The sequence below is a fragment of the Nocardioides sp. Z24_21 genome (assembly GCF_058134345.1).
The window spans coordinates 56,590-71,601 of record NZ_JBYTTH010000007.1 but is presented as its reverse complement, the minus strand read 5'-3'; the positions used below and the strand labels follow the sequence as shown (position 1 = coordinate 71,601).

Here is a 15,012-nt window from a genome sequence, read left to right as displayed (position 1 = left end):
TTCGTGCCATGAGTGCGCCCGGGCTCGACCCGACCTTCAGCGAGCTGCCCCACCGCCGCCTCGGCGACGTGGCCCTGGCCCGGGCCGCCGAGCTCGGCGCCAGCCACGCCGACTTCCGGTTCGAGCGCAACCGCTACCAGTACCTCGGGGCCCGCGACGGCGTGCTCCAGACGGCCAGCGACGCCGAGGACGTCGGCTTCGCGGTCCGCGTCGTCCACGACGGGGCCTGGGGCTTCGCGTCCGGGGTGGTGCTGACCGACGACGAGGCGCGCCGCGTCGCGGAGACCGCCGTGACGGTGGCCAAGGTCGCCGCCGCGATGACCACGACCCCGGTCGAGCTCGCCCCCGAGCCGGTGCACGACGACGTCACCTGGGTCTCCGGCTACGACCTCAACCCGCTCGAGGTGCCCACGCGGGACAAGGGAGCGCTGCTGGTCGACTGGACCGAGCGGCTGCGCGCCGGGGCGGCCGTCGCGCACGCGACCGCCTTCCTGCAGCAGGTCCAGGAGAACAAGTACTACGCCGACCTGTCCGGCACCCGCACCACCCAGCAGCGGGTGCGCCTCCAGCCGGGCTTCGAGGCGACCGGCGAGGACGCGCAGACCGGGATCTTCGACTCGATGGCCTCCATCGCCCCACCGGTCGGCCGCGGCTGGGAATACCTCACCGGCGGCCACTGGGACTGGGACGCCGAGCTCGCCGAGGTGCCCGAGCTGCTCGCGGAGAAGCTCACGGCACCCACCGTCGAGGCCGGCACCTACGACCTGGTCGTCGACCCGTCCAACCTGTGGCTCACGATCCACGAGTCGATCGGTCACGCCACCGAGCTCGACCGCGCGCTCGGCTACGAGGCCAACTACGCCGGCACCTCGTTCGCGACCTACGACAAGCTCGGCACCCTGCGCTACGGCTCGCCCGTCATGAACGTGCGCGGCGACCGCACCCAGGAGCACGGCCTGGCCACCGTCGGCTACGACGACGAGGGCGTGGAGACCCAGGCCTGGGACATCGTCCGCGACGGCGTCCTGGTGGGCTACCAGCTGGACCGCTCGATGGGCCACCTCAAGCCCGAGCTCAACGGCGGCCGCTCCAACGGCTGCGCCTACGCCGACTCCCCCGGCCACATCCCGATCCAGCGGATGGCCAACGTGTCCCTGATGCCGGGCACCGACGATCTCGGCACCGACGACCTCGTCTCCCGCGTGGAGCGGGGCATCTACGTGGTCGGCGACAAGTCGTGGTCGATCGACATGCAGCGCTTCAACTTCCAGTTCACCGGCCAGCGGTTCTACAAGATCACCGACGGCCGGCTCGACGGCATGCTCCGCGACGTCGCCTACCAGGCGACGACCACCGACTTCTGGGGCTCGATGGAGGCCGTCGGCGGTCCCGACACCTGGGTCCTCGGCGGCGCCTTCAACTGCGGCAAGGCCCAGCCCGGCCAGGTCGCGGCGGTCAGCCACGGCTGTCCGAGCGCTCTCTTCCGCGGGGTCAACATCCTCAACACCATGGACGAGGCGGGCCACTGACCATGTGTTCTCTGTCGGCAGGCGCGGACGACCGAGACGCACCCACACGAGGCTGAGCGCTCGAGTGTAGTTCCACGTCACGTGGGTACAGCCGTACCAGGCGGAACACGTCCAGCGCGCGTTGGGGCTCTGCCAGGTCCACGGGGTCGAGAAGACGGCCCCGTGGACCGATACCGTGGTTCGCGTGGACCAACAAGACCTTGGAGTGAGAGGCTGGGGGCGTGGGTGAGGAATCGATCTCGGACCGCATGGCGGCCGCTGCCCGAGAGATGCAGGACCAAGGTGACCCCGCGGCCACTGTGAAGAGCGCCGTCGAACTGCTGGTGCGGAATGTGGAGGGATGTCACTCCGCGAGCATCTCGCTCGTGTACGGCAAGCAGCGGGTGGAGACTCCGGCTGCCAGTGACGAGGTAGCAGCGGTGGGCGACCGGCTGCAAGCCGAGCTCGGCGAAGGACCTGCCCTCGACACGCTGTGGCACGTGGACACGGTCTACGTTCCCGACCTTGCTGCCGACGGTCGTTGGCGCAGGTGGGGAGCGGCGCTTCACGAGGCGACGGGAGCGCGCAGCGTCTTGACCTTCCGCTTGTTCACGATCAAGGACATCGTCGGCGCTCTGAGCATGTACTCGACCGAGGCCGACGCGTTCAGCGCTGAGGACAAGTCCGAGGGCATGGCTCTCGCGGCGCACATCGCCCTCGCCGTACTGGCCGCGCAAAGGCTGGACCAGTACGAGGCGGCTCTGGACTCCCGCACCCTGATCGGTCAGGCGTGCGGTGTGGTGATGGAGCGCTACGACGTCGATGCGGATCGCGCGATGGCCCTGCTGACCCGGCTCTCCTCGACGCACAACGTCAAGCTGCGCCAGGTCGCCATCGAGCTGATCAACACCCGCCGTCTTCCGTCACCCTCGTCCTAGCCGATCTGGAAGTCCCCCATCCCTCCAGCAGACCTGGTCCATTCCGTGAGTTCCATCGCAGGTCTCACCGACCGTGGCACGACACCGGTCGACGGGACGTCACCCACCACTCGAACGACGAAGCGGTGCCCCTATGCTGCGAAGACTCCTCGACCACGACCCCTGGAACGAGTCATGCAGCTAGCGATGTTGGGCGCCGGACCCGTCGAACCGATGCCACGCCGGGCGAGACGATCCCCCGCCACGAGGACGACGGACCCCGTGGGGCCTCTCGTGCGTGACACCTGGGTGCTCGGCGGGGCCTTCGGCTGCGGCAAGGCCCAGCCCGGGCAGGTCGCGGCGGTCAGCCACGGCTGCCCCACCGCACTGTTCCGCGGCGTCACCATCCTCAACACCCTCGACGAGGCGGGCCACTGATGACGTCCCCTGCTCTGCACCCCTCCCTGCACACCCCGCAGCAGCTGGTCGAGCACGCGCTCGCCACCTCCACCGCCGACGACTGCGTCGCGATCGTCCGCGACGTGACCAGCGCCAACCTGCGCTGGGCCAACAACACGCTCACCACCAACGGTGTGATGACCGAGGTGTCGGTGACGGTCGTCAGCTTCGCCGCCGTCAGCGGGGGCGTGGCGACCGGGTCGGTCTCGGGCAGTGCCTCGACGCCCGAGCAGGTCACGGCGCTCGTGCAGGCCGCCGACGCGGCCGCCCGCGCCGGCTCCCCCGCCGAGGACGTGGCCGAGCTCGTCGCCGACGCCACGTCCCCCGACTGGGACACCGAGCCGGAGACCACCGACATCGGCGTCTACCGCCAGTTCGCGCCGTCGCTGGGCGAGGCGTTCGCCCAGGCGGGCGCCGAGCAGCGGCTGCTCTACGGCTTCGTCAACCACGACGTCGCCACCACCTACCTCGGCTCGACCCGCGGCCTGCGACTGCGCCACGTGCAGCCCACCGGGCACTACGCCTGCACCGGCAAGGACACCTCGCTCACCCGCAGTGCCTGGACCGGGGGCGCCACCCGCGACTTCCGCGACGTCGACGCGGCCGCCATGGCCGCCACCGTCGCCCAGCGGCTCGCGTGGGCCGAGCGTCGCATCGGCCTGCCCGCCGGGCGCTACGACACGATCCTGCCGCCGTCGTCGGTCGCCGACCTGATGATCGACGCCTACTGGGGCGCCGGCGCGCGGGTGGCCCACGAGGGCGAGTCGGTCTACAGCCGCCGCGGCGGTGGCACCCGCATCGGCGACAAGGTCGCCGCCCCCGGCGTGAGCCTGTTCTCCGACCCCGCCCACCCCGGGCTCGAGTGCGCGCCCTTCGTGATCGCCGGGGCGTCCGACAACACCGACTCGGTGTTCGACAACGGCCTCTCCCTCGAGCGCACCGACTGGATCCGCGACGGGCTGCTCACCGGGCTGCTGCAGACCCGGCACTCCGCCGGCATGACCGGGCAGCCGGTCACGCCGATGATCGACAACCTGGTGCTGGAGGTCGGCGACGGCGCGGGGACGATCGAGGACATGGTCTCCGGCGTGCAGCGCGGCCTGCTGCTGACCTGCCTGTGGTACATCCGCGAGGTCGACCCGCAGACGATGCTGCTCACCGGCCTGACCCGCGACGGCGTCTACGTCGTCGAGGACGGCGAGATCGTGGGTGCGGCCAACAACTTCCGCTGGAACGAGAGCCCCGTCGACCTGCTCAACCGGTTCACCGCGGCCACCGCCACCGTGCCGAGCTTCAGCCGCGAGTGGGGCGACGACTACTTCTCGCGCACCGCCACCCCGGCCCTGCGGATCCCCGACTTCAACATGTCGAGCGTGTCGCAGGGCGTCTGAGCCGCCTCAGCGCATCCGCTGCACCCGCTGGCGGTGCTGCGAGCCGTTGTCACCGTCGATGTCGGAGTCGCGGGTGCGCGAGATGTGGTCGATCTTCTCCTCGTCGCCCTGCACCGGCTGCGCCGTGATGAGGGTGTCGCGCTCGTAGGCGTGCGACTTGTCGGTGTTGCGGTAGTAGCGGTAGAGCGCCCAGTAGGTCGCGACCGCCCCCGCCGGCCCCGCGGCGAGGATCCACAGCGGCGACGAGTCGCCGGACATGACGACGTCGAGCAGCCACGTGCTCATGACATCGCCACCAGCAGCGCGCCGGCGGCGCCCTCGAGGACCGTGCCGACGGTGAGCGCCGCGGCGACCAGTCGCCACTGCGACACCGGCACGCTTCCCATGGTCTCGCCGGTGCGCCCGTTGACCGCGATGTAGTGGAGCACCTTGGTGTTCTCCTGGTAGTAGGAGTAGAGCCAGACCGGCAGGTACATCGAGATCCACCGTGACCCGCCGACGTCCACCTTCTCCTGCTCCCACCGCACCCCGCGGTCGAACTTCGACAGCGAGTCGTGCACCTGGGCGCGGCCGATGGAGAGCAGCTGGTCCTCCAGGACCGGGCGGAGGTCGTCCACGTCGAGGTCGCGCTTCTCGCTGGTGTAGCCGACGAGATAGCTGGCGTTCCACCTCACGGCGTTCTTGGTGTCGAACGGCAGGATCGTGTTGATGATGTTGTTGGTCGTGGAGGAGTCCGAGCTCGCCCGCGCGGCAGCGCCCTCGACGGTGAGGTCGTCGACGGTGAACGACACCGACCGCCGCACGCGGTAGACGTCGGCGGCGTAGTAGGTGACGTCGTTGTCGCCGCTCTTCTCGGTCCACCGCCGTGTCTGCACCTCGCCCTCTCCGACGTAGGCCGTGTCGGCGCGTGCGTCGATGACCAGGTAGGGCAGGTAGACACCGAGGACGTTCTCGGGCACGAACTCGGCCTTGAACCGCGGGTGCGCGAACAGGCGCCGCTTGCCGGCGAACTCGCGGATCCTCTCGACGGCCTCGGCGTGCGTCAGCCGGAACGGCAGCACCGCGTCGGGCACGGCCCCGTTGGGGGTCCGCTGGTTGACGTTGAGCGTGTGCCGGCACCAGTGGCAGCGGGCGTTCATCGTGTGCGCGGTGTCGACGACGACCTCGGCGCCGCAGCCGCCGCACTTCAACGTCACCTGCGCCGCGGCGTCGGCGGCGATGTGCCCGGCGCCGCCGGCGATGACGGTGCCCTCGAGCTCGTCGATGCCCTCGCCGAGGCCGAGCGCCTCCTCGACCCGCGACTCCTCCCACTGGTGGCGGCAGAACAGGCACACGAGCATGCCGGTCGACGCCCGCAGCTGCACGTCGGTCGAGCCGCACTTGGGGCAGCGGTTGATCCCGTCGGCGAGCGAGTCGTTGACGGTCTGGATGTCCGGTCCCGGCTCCGGGTCGGCACGTGCCGCGGCCAGCTCCTCCTCGAGCGGCAGCGGCGGTCCGTCGAACACCGGGGCGTCGGGGTCCCGCGGCGGTGGGGCGTCCTGCGTCATCTCACGTCCCGTCTCAGAGTCCGAGCGCCTTGGCCTTCGCCGCGTCGTAGTCCTCCTGGGTGATCAGGCCGGCGTCGAGCATCTGCTTGGCCCTCGTGAGCATCGCGACCGGGTCCTCGGCGGCGGGAGCCGCTGGAGCGTCGGCAGGAGTGGGTGCGGCGGGCGCCTGCTCGGTGGGCTGCTGCAGGCCGCCCAGGCCCATCCCCCCGGCTGCCATGCCCATCCCGATGACGCCCCCGGGACCGGCGTTCTCACCGGCGGCCTCGATGCCCGCAGCGACGGACGCCTGGAGGTTGGCGTTGCCGCGCGCACCGGAGAGGGCGTCGGCCCGCTGGACGTTGGCGAGCAGCTCGCGGGTGGTGGCGTCGTACTCGATGGAGATGATCGCCGTCTTGACGATCTCGAGCCCGCGGTCGGTGCGCCAGCGGTAGTTGTCCTCGACGGCGGCCGACAGCGACTGCGCGAAGCCGACGGAGTCCTGCTGGAGCCGGGCGATCCGGTTGCCCTTCGCCGGATCGTTGGTGTACATCGAGAAGGCGGGGGCGAGCGAGCCGACGACCTCGTTGAAGAGCTGCTCGCCCGCGGGGTTGTCGAGGTCGGTGAAGTCGAAGACGGCGCGACCCTCGATCACCCCCGCCGGGACGAAGTTGCGGATGAAGGTCAGCGGGTCGGTGATCTTGAGGGTGTAGGTGCCGCGGGTGACGGCACCGACCTGGGTGTTGAGGAAGGCGTCGTCCCAGTAGATCTCGGACTGGGTGCCGAACTTGTTGTTGGGAAGCTCCTTGAGCGCGACGAACAGCGCCGTCTGCTGCGCGCCGGGACGACCGCCGAACTTGAAGCGCTCCCAGCTCTGCTTGACGATCGACTCGACGAGCCCGCCGCCGGAGAAGACCGACTGCGACGAGGGCTCCCCGGAGTCCCAGATGTAGCCGCCCGGCTGGGCGGCGAACCCGGTGAACGCGCCGTCCTCCATCAGCACCAGGCCGTAGCCCTCCGGGACGACGATCTTCGACCCGTCGGTGATGATGCCGTCTGACGCACCGGGGTTGGCGCCGCGTCCGGCGTTCTGGTCCTTGCGGACCGCCGGGAACACCGCCGCGGTCGCGGAGATCCCCTCGGGGACGCCGAAGAAGTCGAGCCACTGGTCCGCGAGCGTGCCGCCGATGGCGCCGCTCACCGCCTGGAAGAGTCCCATGCCCATGCCTCCGATGCCTGCAGTGCGGGCGGATCCGCCCGGCGGACACAGTATCGGCCCGGCGCCCCGGAGGCAGGCGATCCGCCGTGCGGCGCGTCCTTGCGCGGGACGTCGGGGCCGGGCCGGATCAGGCCGGTCAGGGTCGTCGCGGGTGGCCGCCCGGGATCTCCACGTCGGGGTCGTAGGGCGTGCGTGTGTAGACGAACGTCGCGCACTCCAGGTGGTGGATCGTCCCGTCGGGTCGGCGCACGAGCACCAGCTGCTCGCCGCGGTGGTAGCCGAGCACGCCGACCAGCACGCCGTGGACGAGCTCGAAGCGGTCGGTGACGACGTCGCCGAGGGCCATCGCGCGCAGCTCGAGCCCGTCGTTGTGCCAGCGCACGTCGTAGGCCGTGTTGCCCCAGAACCACAGCCCGGGCACGCCTGCGACGTCGGGCGGCACCTCGACGGTGGGACGCCACGGCGCGGGGCGGGTGTCGTCGGCGTCCGGGTCGCCCTCGATGAGCGCGACGGCGAGGTCGCGCGGCGCGATGCCCGTGGTGGCGTTGGTCAGCACCGCGGCACCGATGCCGCTGTCGGGGTCGACGTGCAGCGCGGCGAGGAAGCCGGGCATCGAGCCGTTGTGTCCGACGAGCCGCCCACCGGGATGGACGCCCAGCATCAGGCCGAGGCCGTAGTCGGGGGTCACCGGCCGCTGCATCTCCGCGAGCGACGACGCCGACAGCAGGTCTGGCCGCGCCCCGCCCAGCACCTGTCCCCACGTGACGAGGTCGGCCAGCGTCGACCACAGCTGCCCGGCCGGGGCCATCGCGCCGGTGTCGGTCAGCGGCTCGTGCACCCGGACGCCGGTGAAGTGGTCGACGCTCCAGCCCGGCTGGGCGCCCGGACGCGGCAGGTAGGACGTGGCGCGCATGCCCAGCGGTCGCAGCAGGCGCTCCGCGACGAGCTCGCGCCAGGGCGTGCGGAAGCGACGCGCCACGACCTCGCCGAGCAGGGCGTAGCCGAGGTTGGAGTAGTGGAACCAGGCACCGGCGGGCGCCACCCGGCCGCTGCCGTCGTTGGCGGCCACGAGCGCCGCGAAGTCGCCGCCGCGGGTGCGCTCCCACCACGGTCCGCGCGGCTCGCTCTGCATCCCCGAGCTGTGGGCCAGCGCCTCGCGCAGGGTCACCTCGCCGTAGCCGACGTCGCCGAGGTGGTCGGCGAGCGGGTCGTCGAGGTCGAGCAGGCCGGCGTCGCGGGCCAGGACGACGAGCACGGCGGTCATCGTCTTGGTGATCGACCCGATCCGGTACTGCCCGTCGAGGCCGGGGGCCTGGCCGGCGCCGCCCGCCCACACCGCGCCGTAGCGGTCGAAGACCGCGCCGACCACGGACGTCAGCCGGCCCTCGGCCTGCGCGACGTCGAGCAGTCGCTGACGCTGGTCGCTCACGACACGACCCTAGGCCAGGTGGCCGCCGGCGGTCGGGGAACCCGCGCCCAGGCGTCGGTCCCGGCCGTCAGTCCCAGCGGTCAGTCCTGGGCGAACGCCTCCGGAGGGGGGCACGCGCAGACCAGGTTGCGGTCGCCGTAGGCCTGGTCGATGCGCGCGACCGGCGGCCAGTACTTGTCGGAGTCGATCCCTCCCGGGAACACCCCGACCTCGCGCGAGTAGGGGCGGTCCCAGTCGCCGACGAGCGCGCGGGCCGTGTGGGGCGCGTGGCGCAGCGGCGAGTCCTCGGGGCTCCACTCCCCCGCCTCCACCTGGGCGATCTCGGCGCGGATCGCGATCATGGCGTCGCAGAACCGGTCGATCTCGGCGAGGTCCTCGGACTCGGTGGGCTCGACCATCAGCGTGCCGGCCACCGGGAACGACATCGTCGGGGCGTGGAAGCCGTGGTCGACCAGCCGCTTCGCGACGTCGTCGACGCTCACGCCGCTCGCCTTGGTGATGCCGCGGAGGTCGAGGATGCACTCGTGGGCGACCAGGTCGCCGTGGCCGCGGTAGAGGACCGGGAAGTGCTCCTCCAGGCGGTGGGCGATGTAGTTGGCCGACAGCACGGCGACCGCGGTCGCCCGGGTGAGCCCCAGCGCTCCCATCATCCGGATGTAGGCCCACGTGATCGGCAGGATCCCGGCGGAGCCGTAGGGCGCGGCGCTGATCGGCCCGATGCCCTGCCGCTTCTCCGGCTCGGGGTGCGAGCCGTGGGAGGGGAGGTAGGGCGCGAGGTGGGCGCGGACGGCGACCGGACCGACCCCGGGGCCTCCGCCGCCGTGCGGGATGCAGAAGGTCTTGTGCAGGTTGAGGTGGGAGACGTCGCCGCCGAACTCCCCCGGTCGCGCCCAGCCGAGCAGCGCGTTGAGGTTGGCTCCGTCGACGTAGACCTGCCCACCGTGGTCGTGCACGATCTTGCACAGGTCGGTGATGGTGTCCTCGTAGGCCCCGTGGGTGGAGGGGTAGGTCACCATGATCGCGGCGAGGGTCTCGGCGTGCTGGGCGCACTTGGCGAGGAGGTCGTCGAGGTCCACCGACCCGTCGTCGGAGGCCTTGACGACCACGACCTTCATCCCGGCCATCACCGCCGACGCGGCGTTGGTGCCGTGCGCCGACGACGGGATCAGGCACACGTTGCGCCCGGCGTCGCCGTTGGCGAGGTGGTAGCCACGGATCGCCAGCAGCCCGGCGAGCTCGCCCTGCGAGCCGGCGTTGGGCTGGACGGAGACCTTGTCGTAGCCGGTGACCTCGGCGAGCCAGCGCTCCAGGTCGTCGACGAGCTCGCGGTAGCCGGCGGCGTCCTCGGCGGGAGCGAAGGGGTGCAGGTCGGCGAAGCCCGGCAGGCTCACCGGCTCCATCTCGGTGGTGGCGTTGAGCTTCATCGTGCACGAGCCGAGGGGGATCATGCCTCGGTCGAGGGCGTAGTCACGCGAGGAGAGCCTGTGCAGGTAGCGCAGCATCTGCGTCTCGCTGTGGTGGGAGTTGAAGACCTCGTGGGTGAGGAGGTCGGTGGTGCGCGCCAGGTCCTCGGGCAGCCCGGACGCGTCGTCGTCGGCGGGCGCGACGCCGAACGCGCGCAGCACGGCGGCGACGGTGGACGGGCTGGTGCGCTCCGAGGTGGACACTCCGACGTGGTCGGCGTCGATCGGGCGCAGGTGGAGACCGAGCTGGCGGGCGGCGGTGATGACCTCGTCGGCCCGGCCGGGCACCGCCACGGTGAGCGTGTCGAACCAGGTGTCGTTGACGATCTCCACTCCCCCGGCACGGAGGGCCGCGGCGATGCCGTTGGCCTGCTGGTGGGTGCGTCGTGCGATCCGGCGCAGCCCCTCCGGGCCGTGGTAGACCGCGTACATCGACGCGACGACGGCGAGGAGCACCTGGGCGGTGCAGATGTTGGAGGTCGCCTTGTCACGACGGATGTGCTGCTCGCGGGTCTGGAGCGCGAGGCGGTAGGCCGGGCGGCCCTCGGCGTCGACGGAGACCCCGACGAGGCGCCCGGGCAGGTGCCGCTCGAGGCCCGACGCGACCGACATGAACCCGGCGTGCGGACCGCCGTAGAACAGGGGCACGCCGAAGCGCTGGGACGAGCCCACCACGACGTCCGCGCCGAGCGTTCCCGGCGCCTCGAGCAGGACCAGGGCAAGCGGGTCGGCGGCCACCACGGCCAGCCCGCCGCGCTCGTGGACGGCCTCGATGACCGGACGCGGGTCGCGCACGGCCCCGGACGCGCCGGGGTACTGCACCAGCACCCCACACACGTCACCGTCGGGGAGGCCGTCGGCAAGGTCGGCGACGACCACCTCGATGCCCATGCCCGCGGCGCGGGTGCGCACCACGTCGATCGTCTGGGGCAAGGCGTCGGCGTCGACGACGAACGGGCCGGTCGCGGTGCGCTTGGCCCGGCGCACGAGGGTCATCGCCTCCGCGGCGGCGGTGCCCTCGTCGAGCAGGGACGCGTTGGCCGTCGGCAGGCCGGTCAGGTCGGCCACGACCGTCTGGAAGTTGAGCAGCGCCTCGAGCCGGCCCTGGGAGATCTCGGGCTGGTAGGGCGTGTAAGCGGTGTACCAGGACGGGTCCTCGAGGACGTTGCGCCGGATCACCGGCGGCGTGATCGTCGCGTGGTAGCCCAGGCCGATCATCGCCTCGGCGGGTCGGTTGTGCGACGCCAGCGTGCGAAGGGCCCGGGCCGTCGCCTCCTCATCGAGCGGGGCGGGGAGGTCGAGGGCGGCGGCCGAGCGGATGCCGCCCGGCACGGCGGCCGTCATCAGCGACTCGAGCGACTCGTGGCCGATCGCCTCGAGCATGTGCGCGATCGCTGCCTCGTCGGGGCCGATGTGCCGGGCGACGAACTCGCCGAGGCCGTCGCCGGGGTTGTCGGCCGGGCTGGCGGTGGAGGTCGAGGTGGCGTCGGGCACGGGGGCTCCCTGAGGTCGCGTCGCTGGGACCTCCCCCTCTGTCGGTCGGACGACCTCCAGAGTGCCAGCCCAGTGCGGTCCGGGTGCCTGAGAGGTTCCGGGGAGAAAACACCCCTTAGGGAAAATCAGGCGCACGGCGCGCTAGGCGGGCCGGGTTGATCCTTCCCCCAGATTCAATCACTTGGTCCCAGATCTCCATCATCAGCCCGAACCGCAGGCAGATCTGGATCTGGGCAACTGCCCGCTTCGAGGCCACGACCCTTCTGATCGCGTCGCACATCGTCGCGACCCCACGGGTCGCCAGCGGTCAGCATGCCGGCTTCTCTGAACGCCTGCCCACCCATCCTGAAGGGGGGTTCCACCATGCCCAAACCACCGATTGTCGTTGCACCTTACGAACTCACCCAGTCCAGGGGGTGCGCATCGCCATCGCCCACGCGATCTTCAAGACGGAGTGCGCTGCTCTCGACGCGGGCATGTCGCTCGCGGAAGTGCAGGCGCAGCACTGGCTCGTCCTTGTTGAAGGGGATCAGGCTGGATCAGCGGAACGCGGGTGGTGATTCCCAGGGCGGCAGCGACCCGGCCAAGTGGGGCCTCGCGCCCGCAACGCGCAGATCCAACTGTCTCCTGCGGCTCGCTCGCCCTGCACCTCATTGCCTACGGCGCGCTTACAGGATGTAGCCAGCGCTCTTCAACGTCTGCTCGCCCTGGTCGACCACTATGTCGACCATTTCCGTGATCGCATCTTGTGCGAGGGCATCGAGACGGTAGGTGAGGGCTGGCGACACAGTTGGATGCACGTCTCGCAAGTAGACGTCGCAGAGCTTGGTCGCCACACTTCTGCTGGTTGGCCTCGCGGACACTTCCTCGAAGATTGCGAAGTCCGCGTCATGCGTCCCAGGCCGCGCGATGCCGATGGAGTAGGTCTTGGTCGCTTCTCCCTTCGCGGGTGCCGCACTACTGACGTTGACGGTCGTGCGCCCGACGCCCTCGACGCTGCGGTAATCCTGATCCGACACTCGCCCACTGAGTTGGTGCCGCGCCGCCGAGAGCGGGGCGCTGAGGACTGACGCGGCGCGGTCGAGGGCTTCACCCCAGGCGGTGTTCACGCGGCCGAGCAGTGAGTCAATTTCGGTATGCATCAAGCCGGAGTCACTGCGCATAATCTTGTTGAGGTGAGCGATGCGATCTTCGGGGTTCGGGCGCGCAGGTCGCTGCATGTCGGTGGTGACCATCAGCATCGTGTCGACCGCACGCTCTCGGACGAACGCCAGAAGGAGCCCGCAGTCTCCGCGGTCTGCGGCCTCGAGGGCGTCTATGTAGGCGCCCTTCTGATCGGCGAATACAACGAATGGCACACCGGGCTCGCGGTAGAGATACGCCGACGCTAGAGCGCGTGCCACGCGTCCGTTGCCGTCGGGGAACGGGTGCACGCACACGAACGCGTAATGGGCGTACGCCGACTGCACCACAGGGTGAGCTGACGCGAACTCGTCGGAACGAAGTTCGTCGATCATCCGCGCCATCTCGGACGGGGTGTCGATCGGCGACGCGTACGCGTGCGTGATGCCAGTCTCTAAGTTCACTGGGCTGTTGGGGAGGCTTTTGTAGGTCCCCTTCTCTAGCGGACGCTCCTCGGCTCCGTGGTCGGTAAGCACACGGTAGGTCTCCTGTGAGGCGCAGAGAACCGAGTGAAGCTCCTTGATCCAGTTCTCGCTCGCTTCGCGCTCTCCAGTCGCGACGTCGAGGACGAAGTCGTAGCCCGCCACAGCGTCTTTGATGGCCCGCGCGACATTCTCGCCGACGGCGAGATGGGCGTTGTCAAGCGCAGCGGCCGATGCTGCCACCGACAGAGTGAACCCGCGGTCGACGGTGTAGAGCCCCTCAATCGCGCCGGTGTCGACAGCGGCCCAACGAGTTGCCGTATCGACAGCACGCTGCAGCGCCTCCGGACCCACGCTCGCCTTCAGAGTGGAAAACACCCCTGCGGTGGAGTAGTAGGAAGCGAGATCGACATTCTCACTCGCAAACGACGTGAAGGATGGGAACGGCTGATACGGAGGTCCGTGCGTGGTCTGCTCGCTCATGGCGGCACCTTATCTAGGGGTCTAGCTGCGAGCCGGACTACTCGACCGCCGCCGGGGCAGGGCAAGATCCCTAGTGACCCCGCGTTGAGCGACCGGAAGGTTTGACCGTGGACCATCCCCTTATCGGCAGGTCCGTTGTTCGAGGTGGCCTAAGGCCATGCCTTCGTTGCCGGTAGTACGCCGAGATATGGGAGACCAACGTGTCGGACGATTCTGCTCCCTTGAATCTGGAGAAGTTGATGCAGGACATGGAGCGGTCGGGTCGTGAGCAGCGGCTCGTCGAATCGCACCGCCCGACGGCTGAGCAGATCGGCGAGTTGCTTGCGCAGGTGATCCCTATCGCGCGGGAACTGTTTGAAGCTCATCGAAGGCTGGCGCTTCTTCGCCGAGAGGAGAATCCCGACCAGGATTATGGGCTGCGGTTTGCGGGCGACTCGGTGGCAGCGCAGGACGACTTGTGGGTGCGGGAACGCCTGTCGTTCGAGGTCCCCGTCAACGAGATTGGGAAGCCGATCTTCTATCTCGCGCATCCTCTCGTAGATCCCGTTCGCTGTGTCCTTGACTTCGTGCAGCGTTTTGTTCGTGCCGCGATGGACCATCTTGAGGCCCTCGGACATCTCGTACGAGACGGCGTGGGGTTTCGGGCCACAGCGGTCCTCAGCCGAGCCGCGCTGGAGGCGTGCGCCGCTGCTAGCTATCTCATGAGTGCGGAGGTGTCATCGGCTGAGCGGCTGCGGCGCCTTTGGAACCTTCAATGTGAGCAACTCACCGAGATCGTTCGCCGCGACGCAGCGGATCTGTCCAACGCCATCGGTCGCCGCAACGACGTCCTGGCCGCTGCGGAAGCTATTGGATTTCACGTGAAGCGCGTTAAGCCCAATGACCGCTACAGAGCTCCGAGCGTGCTTTCCGCGGATGGCAGGCCTCACGCGAGCACGGGCGAGATGATTGAGTCGGTCTTAACAACCGACCTGGGCAAGCCTATGTGGCAAGGACTGTCCGACATCGCTCACTCAAAGTCGTCCGGGTTGATGCTGCTTGATGAGGTCTCTCCGCGAGACAGACAGATCCCGGCGATGAGGACCGAGTCCATTGCCTTTCACGCCATGCCCGCCCTCATAGCCTTTGGCGGGCTTGGCGACCACTTGGAGGGGTACCTGGGGTGGAGCGATCTTTCGTGGAACAAGACCCTGGAGAGAGTCCTTGAGATGTGGAGCGCTGCGTCCGGTGGCGCCGACGCCGCCATTCGCGGACACCTCGGCCCCGCCCCAAACTAGGCCGCTCGCTTCGGCGCGGTACCCACGCACATCGGTGCCGGTCAGAGGACGGCGGGGCGGGTTCTAGGCGCCTGTCATCATCGCTCGGGGATGCCGTGCAGACGGAGACGACCATCTAGCTCGGAACCACCCTCTAATCGTTCTATCCTCCAGCCATGAGTGATGCATGGGGGACGCCGAGGGAGACTTTGGCCTGGACGTGTCGCTGCCTGAATCATCCAACGACTCTTGAGGTCATTGATCGC

Annotated in this window: 12 protein-coding genes; 6 read left to right on the top strand and 6 right to left on the bottom strand. The window is 69.8% G+C overall.

Going from position 1 to position 15,012, the window contains the following annotated elements; all coding sequences use genetic code 11:
- The first annotated feature begins 8 nt into the window (after positions 1–8).
- The 4 genes from AC3X7Z_RS19035 to AC3X7Z_RS19020 all read left to right on the top strand — a co-directional run bounded on the left by AC3X7Z_RS19035 (position 9) and on the right by AC3X7Z_RS19020 (position 4,275).
- Positions 9–1,529, top strand: a complete 1,521-nt coding sequence (locus AC3X7Z_RS19035) for a TldD/PmbA family protein (protein WP_186342222.1) — start codon at positions 9–11, stop codon at positions 1,527–1,529.
- Between the two features lie 221 nt (positions 1,530–1,750).
- Positions 1,751–2,446: a GAF and ANTAR domain-containing protein gene (locus tag AC3X7Z_RS19030; protein WP_186342223.1), complete on the top strand. Its 696-nt coding sequence runs from the start codon at positions 1,751–1,753 to the stop codon at positions 2,444–2,446.
- 273 nt (positions 2,447–2,719) lie between these two features.
- Positions 2,720–2,863, top strand: a complete 144-nt coding sequence (locus AC3X7Z_RS19025; RefSeq protein WP_489976892.1) for a hypothetical protein — start codon at positions 2,720–2,722, stop codon at positions 2,861–2,863.
- A complete protein-coding gene (locus AC3X7Z_RS19020) occupies positions 2,863–4,275 on the top strand; it encodes a metallopeptidase TldD-related protein (protein ID WP_489976891.1) in 1,413 nt (470 codons plus the stop codon). The genes AC3X7Z_RS19025 and AC3X7Z_RS19020 overlap by 1 nt, the downstream gene beginning before the upstream one ends.
- A 6-nt stretch (positions 4,276–4,281) precedes the next feature.
- Here AC3X7Z_RS19020 and AC3X7Z_RS19015 read toward each other — a convergent pair whose 3' ends face one another.
- From AC3X7Z_RS19015 to gcvP, 5 genes are all read right to left on the bottom strand, one after another.
- Positions 4,282–4,560: a hypothetical protein gene (locus tag AC3X7Z_RS19015; protein ID WP_489976890.1), complete on the bottom strand. Its 279-nt coding sequence runs from the start codon at positions 4,558–4,560 to the stop codon at positions 4,282–4,284.
- Positions 4,557–5,822: a TFIIB-type zinc ribbon-containing protein gene (locus AC3X7Z_RS19010; RefSeq protein WP_489976889.1), complete on the bottom strand. Its 1,266-nt coding sequence runs from the start codon at positions 5,820–5,822 to the stop codon at positions 4,557–4,559. The genes AC3X7Z_RS19015 and AC3X7Z_RS19010 overlap by 4 nt, the downstream gene beginning before the upstream one ends.
- A gap of 13 nt (positions 5,823–5,835) precedes the next feature.
- Complete coding sequence (locus AC3X7Z_RS19005; RefSeq protein ID WP_186342226.1) at positions 5,836–7,017, bottom strand: SPFH domain-containing protein; 1,182 nt, start codon at positions 7,015–7,017, stop codon at positions 5,836–5,838.
- Positions 7,018–7,153: 136 nt separating this feature from the next.
- Entirely contained in the window at positions 7,154–8,446 is a 1,293-nt protein-coding gene (locus AC3X7Z_RS19000; RefSeq protein WP_489976888.1) for a serine hydrolase domain-containing protein, read from the bottom strand.
- A gap of 80 nt (positions 8,447–8,526) precedes the next feature.
- Entirely contained in the window at positions 8,527–11,292 is a 2,766-nt protein-coding gene (gene gcvP / locus AC3X7Z_RS18995; protein ID WP_489976930.1) for an aminomethyl-transferring glycine dehydrogenase, read from the bottom strand.
- Between the two features lie 266 nt (positions 11,293–11,558).
- On the opposite strand from gcvP, the gene AC3X7Z_RS18990 reads away from it, so the two are divergent.
- Positions 11,559–11,963, top strand: a complete 405-nt coding sequence (locus AC3X7Z_RS18990; protein WP_489976887.1) for a hypothetical protein — start codon at positions 11,559–11,561, stop codon at positions 11,961–11,963.
- 108 nt (positions 11,964–12,071) lie between these two features.
- Here the strand turns inward: AC3X7Z_RS18990 and AC3X7Z_RS18985 are convergent, their stop codons facing one another.
- Positions 12,072–13,490, bottom strand: coding sequence for a Fic family protein (locus tag AC3X7Z_RS18985; protein WP_489976886.1), 1,419 nt, complete (start codon positions 13,488–13,490; stop codon positions 12,072–12,074).
- 221 nt (positions 13,491–13,711) lie between these two features.
- On the opposite strand from AC3X7Z_RS18985, the gene AC3X7Z_RS18980 reads away from it, so the two are divergent.
- Positions 13,712–14,767 carry a hypothetical protein gene (locus AC3X7Z_RS18980; RefSeq protein WP_489976885.1) on the top strand — a complete coding sequence of 352 codons (1,056 nt, stop codon included), beginning with the start codon at positions 13,712–13,714 and terminating at the stop codon, positions 14,765–14,767.
- The last annotated feature ends 245 nt before the right edge of the window (positions 14,768–15,012 follow it).

Bases quoted from the DNA above. Each gene is read 5' to 3' on its own strand.
- AC3X7Z_RS19035 (WP_186342222.1), top strand. From the start codon at position 9: ATGAGTGCGCCCGGGCTCGACCCGACCTTCAGCGAGCTGCCCCACCGC.
- AC3X7Z_RS19020 (WP_489976891.1), top strand. From the start codon at position 2,863: ATGACGTCCCCTGCTCTGCACCCCTCCCTGCACACCCCGCAGCAGCTG.
- AC3X7Z_RS19015 (WP_489976890.1), bottom strand. From the start codon at position 4,560: ATGAGCACGTGGCTGCTCGACGTCGTCATGTCCGGCGACTCGTCGCCG.
- AC3X7Z_RS19010 (WP_489976889.1), bottom strand. From the start codon at position 5,822: ATGACGCAGGACGCCCCACCGCCGCGGGACCCCGACGCCCCGGTGTTC.
- AC3X7Z_RS19005 (WP_186342226.1), bottom strand. From the start codon at position 7,017: ATGGGACTCTTCCAGGCGGTGAGCGGCGCCATCGGCGGCACGCTCGCG.
- gcvP (WP_489976930.1), bottom strand. From the start codon at position 11,292: ATGCTCGAGGCGATCGGCCACGAGTCGCTCGAGTCGCTGATGACGGCC.
- AC3X7Z_RS18985 (WP_489976886.1), bottom strand. From the start codon at position 13,490: ATGAGCGAGCAGACCACGCACGGACCTCCGTATCAGCCGTTCCCATCC.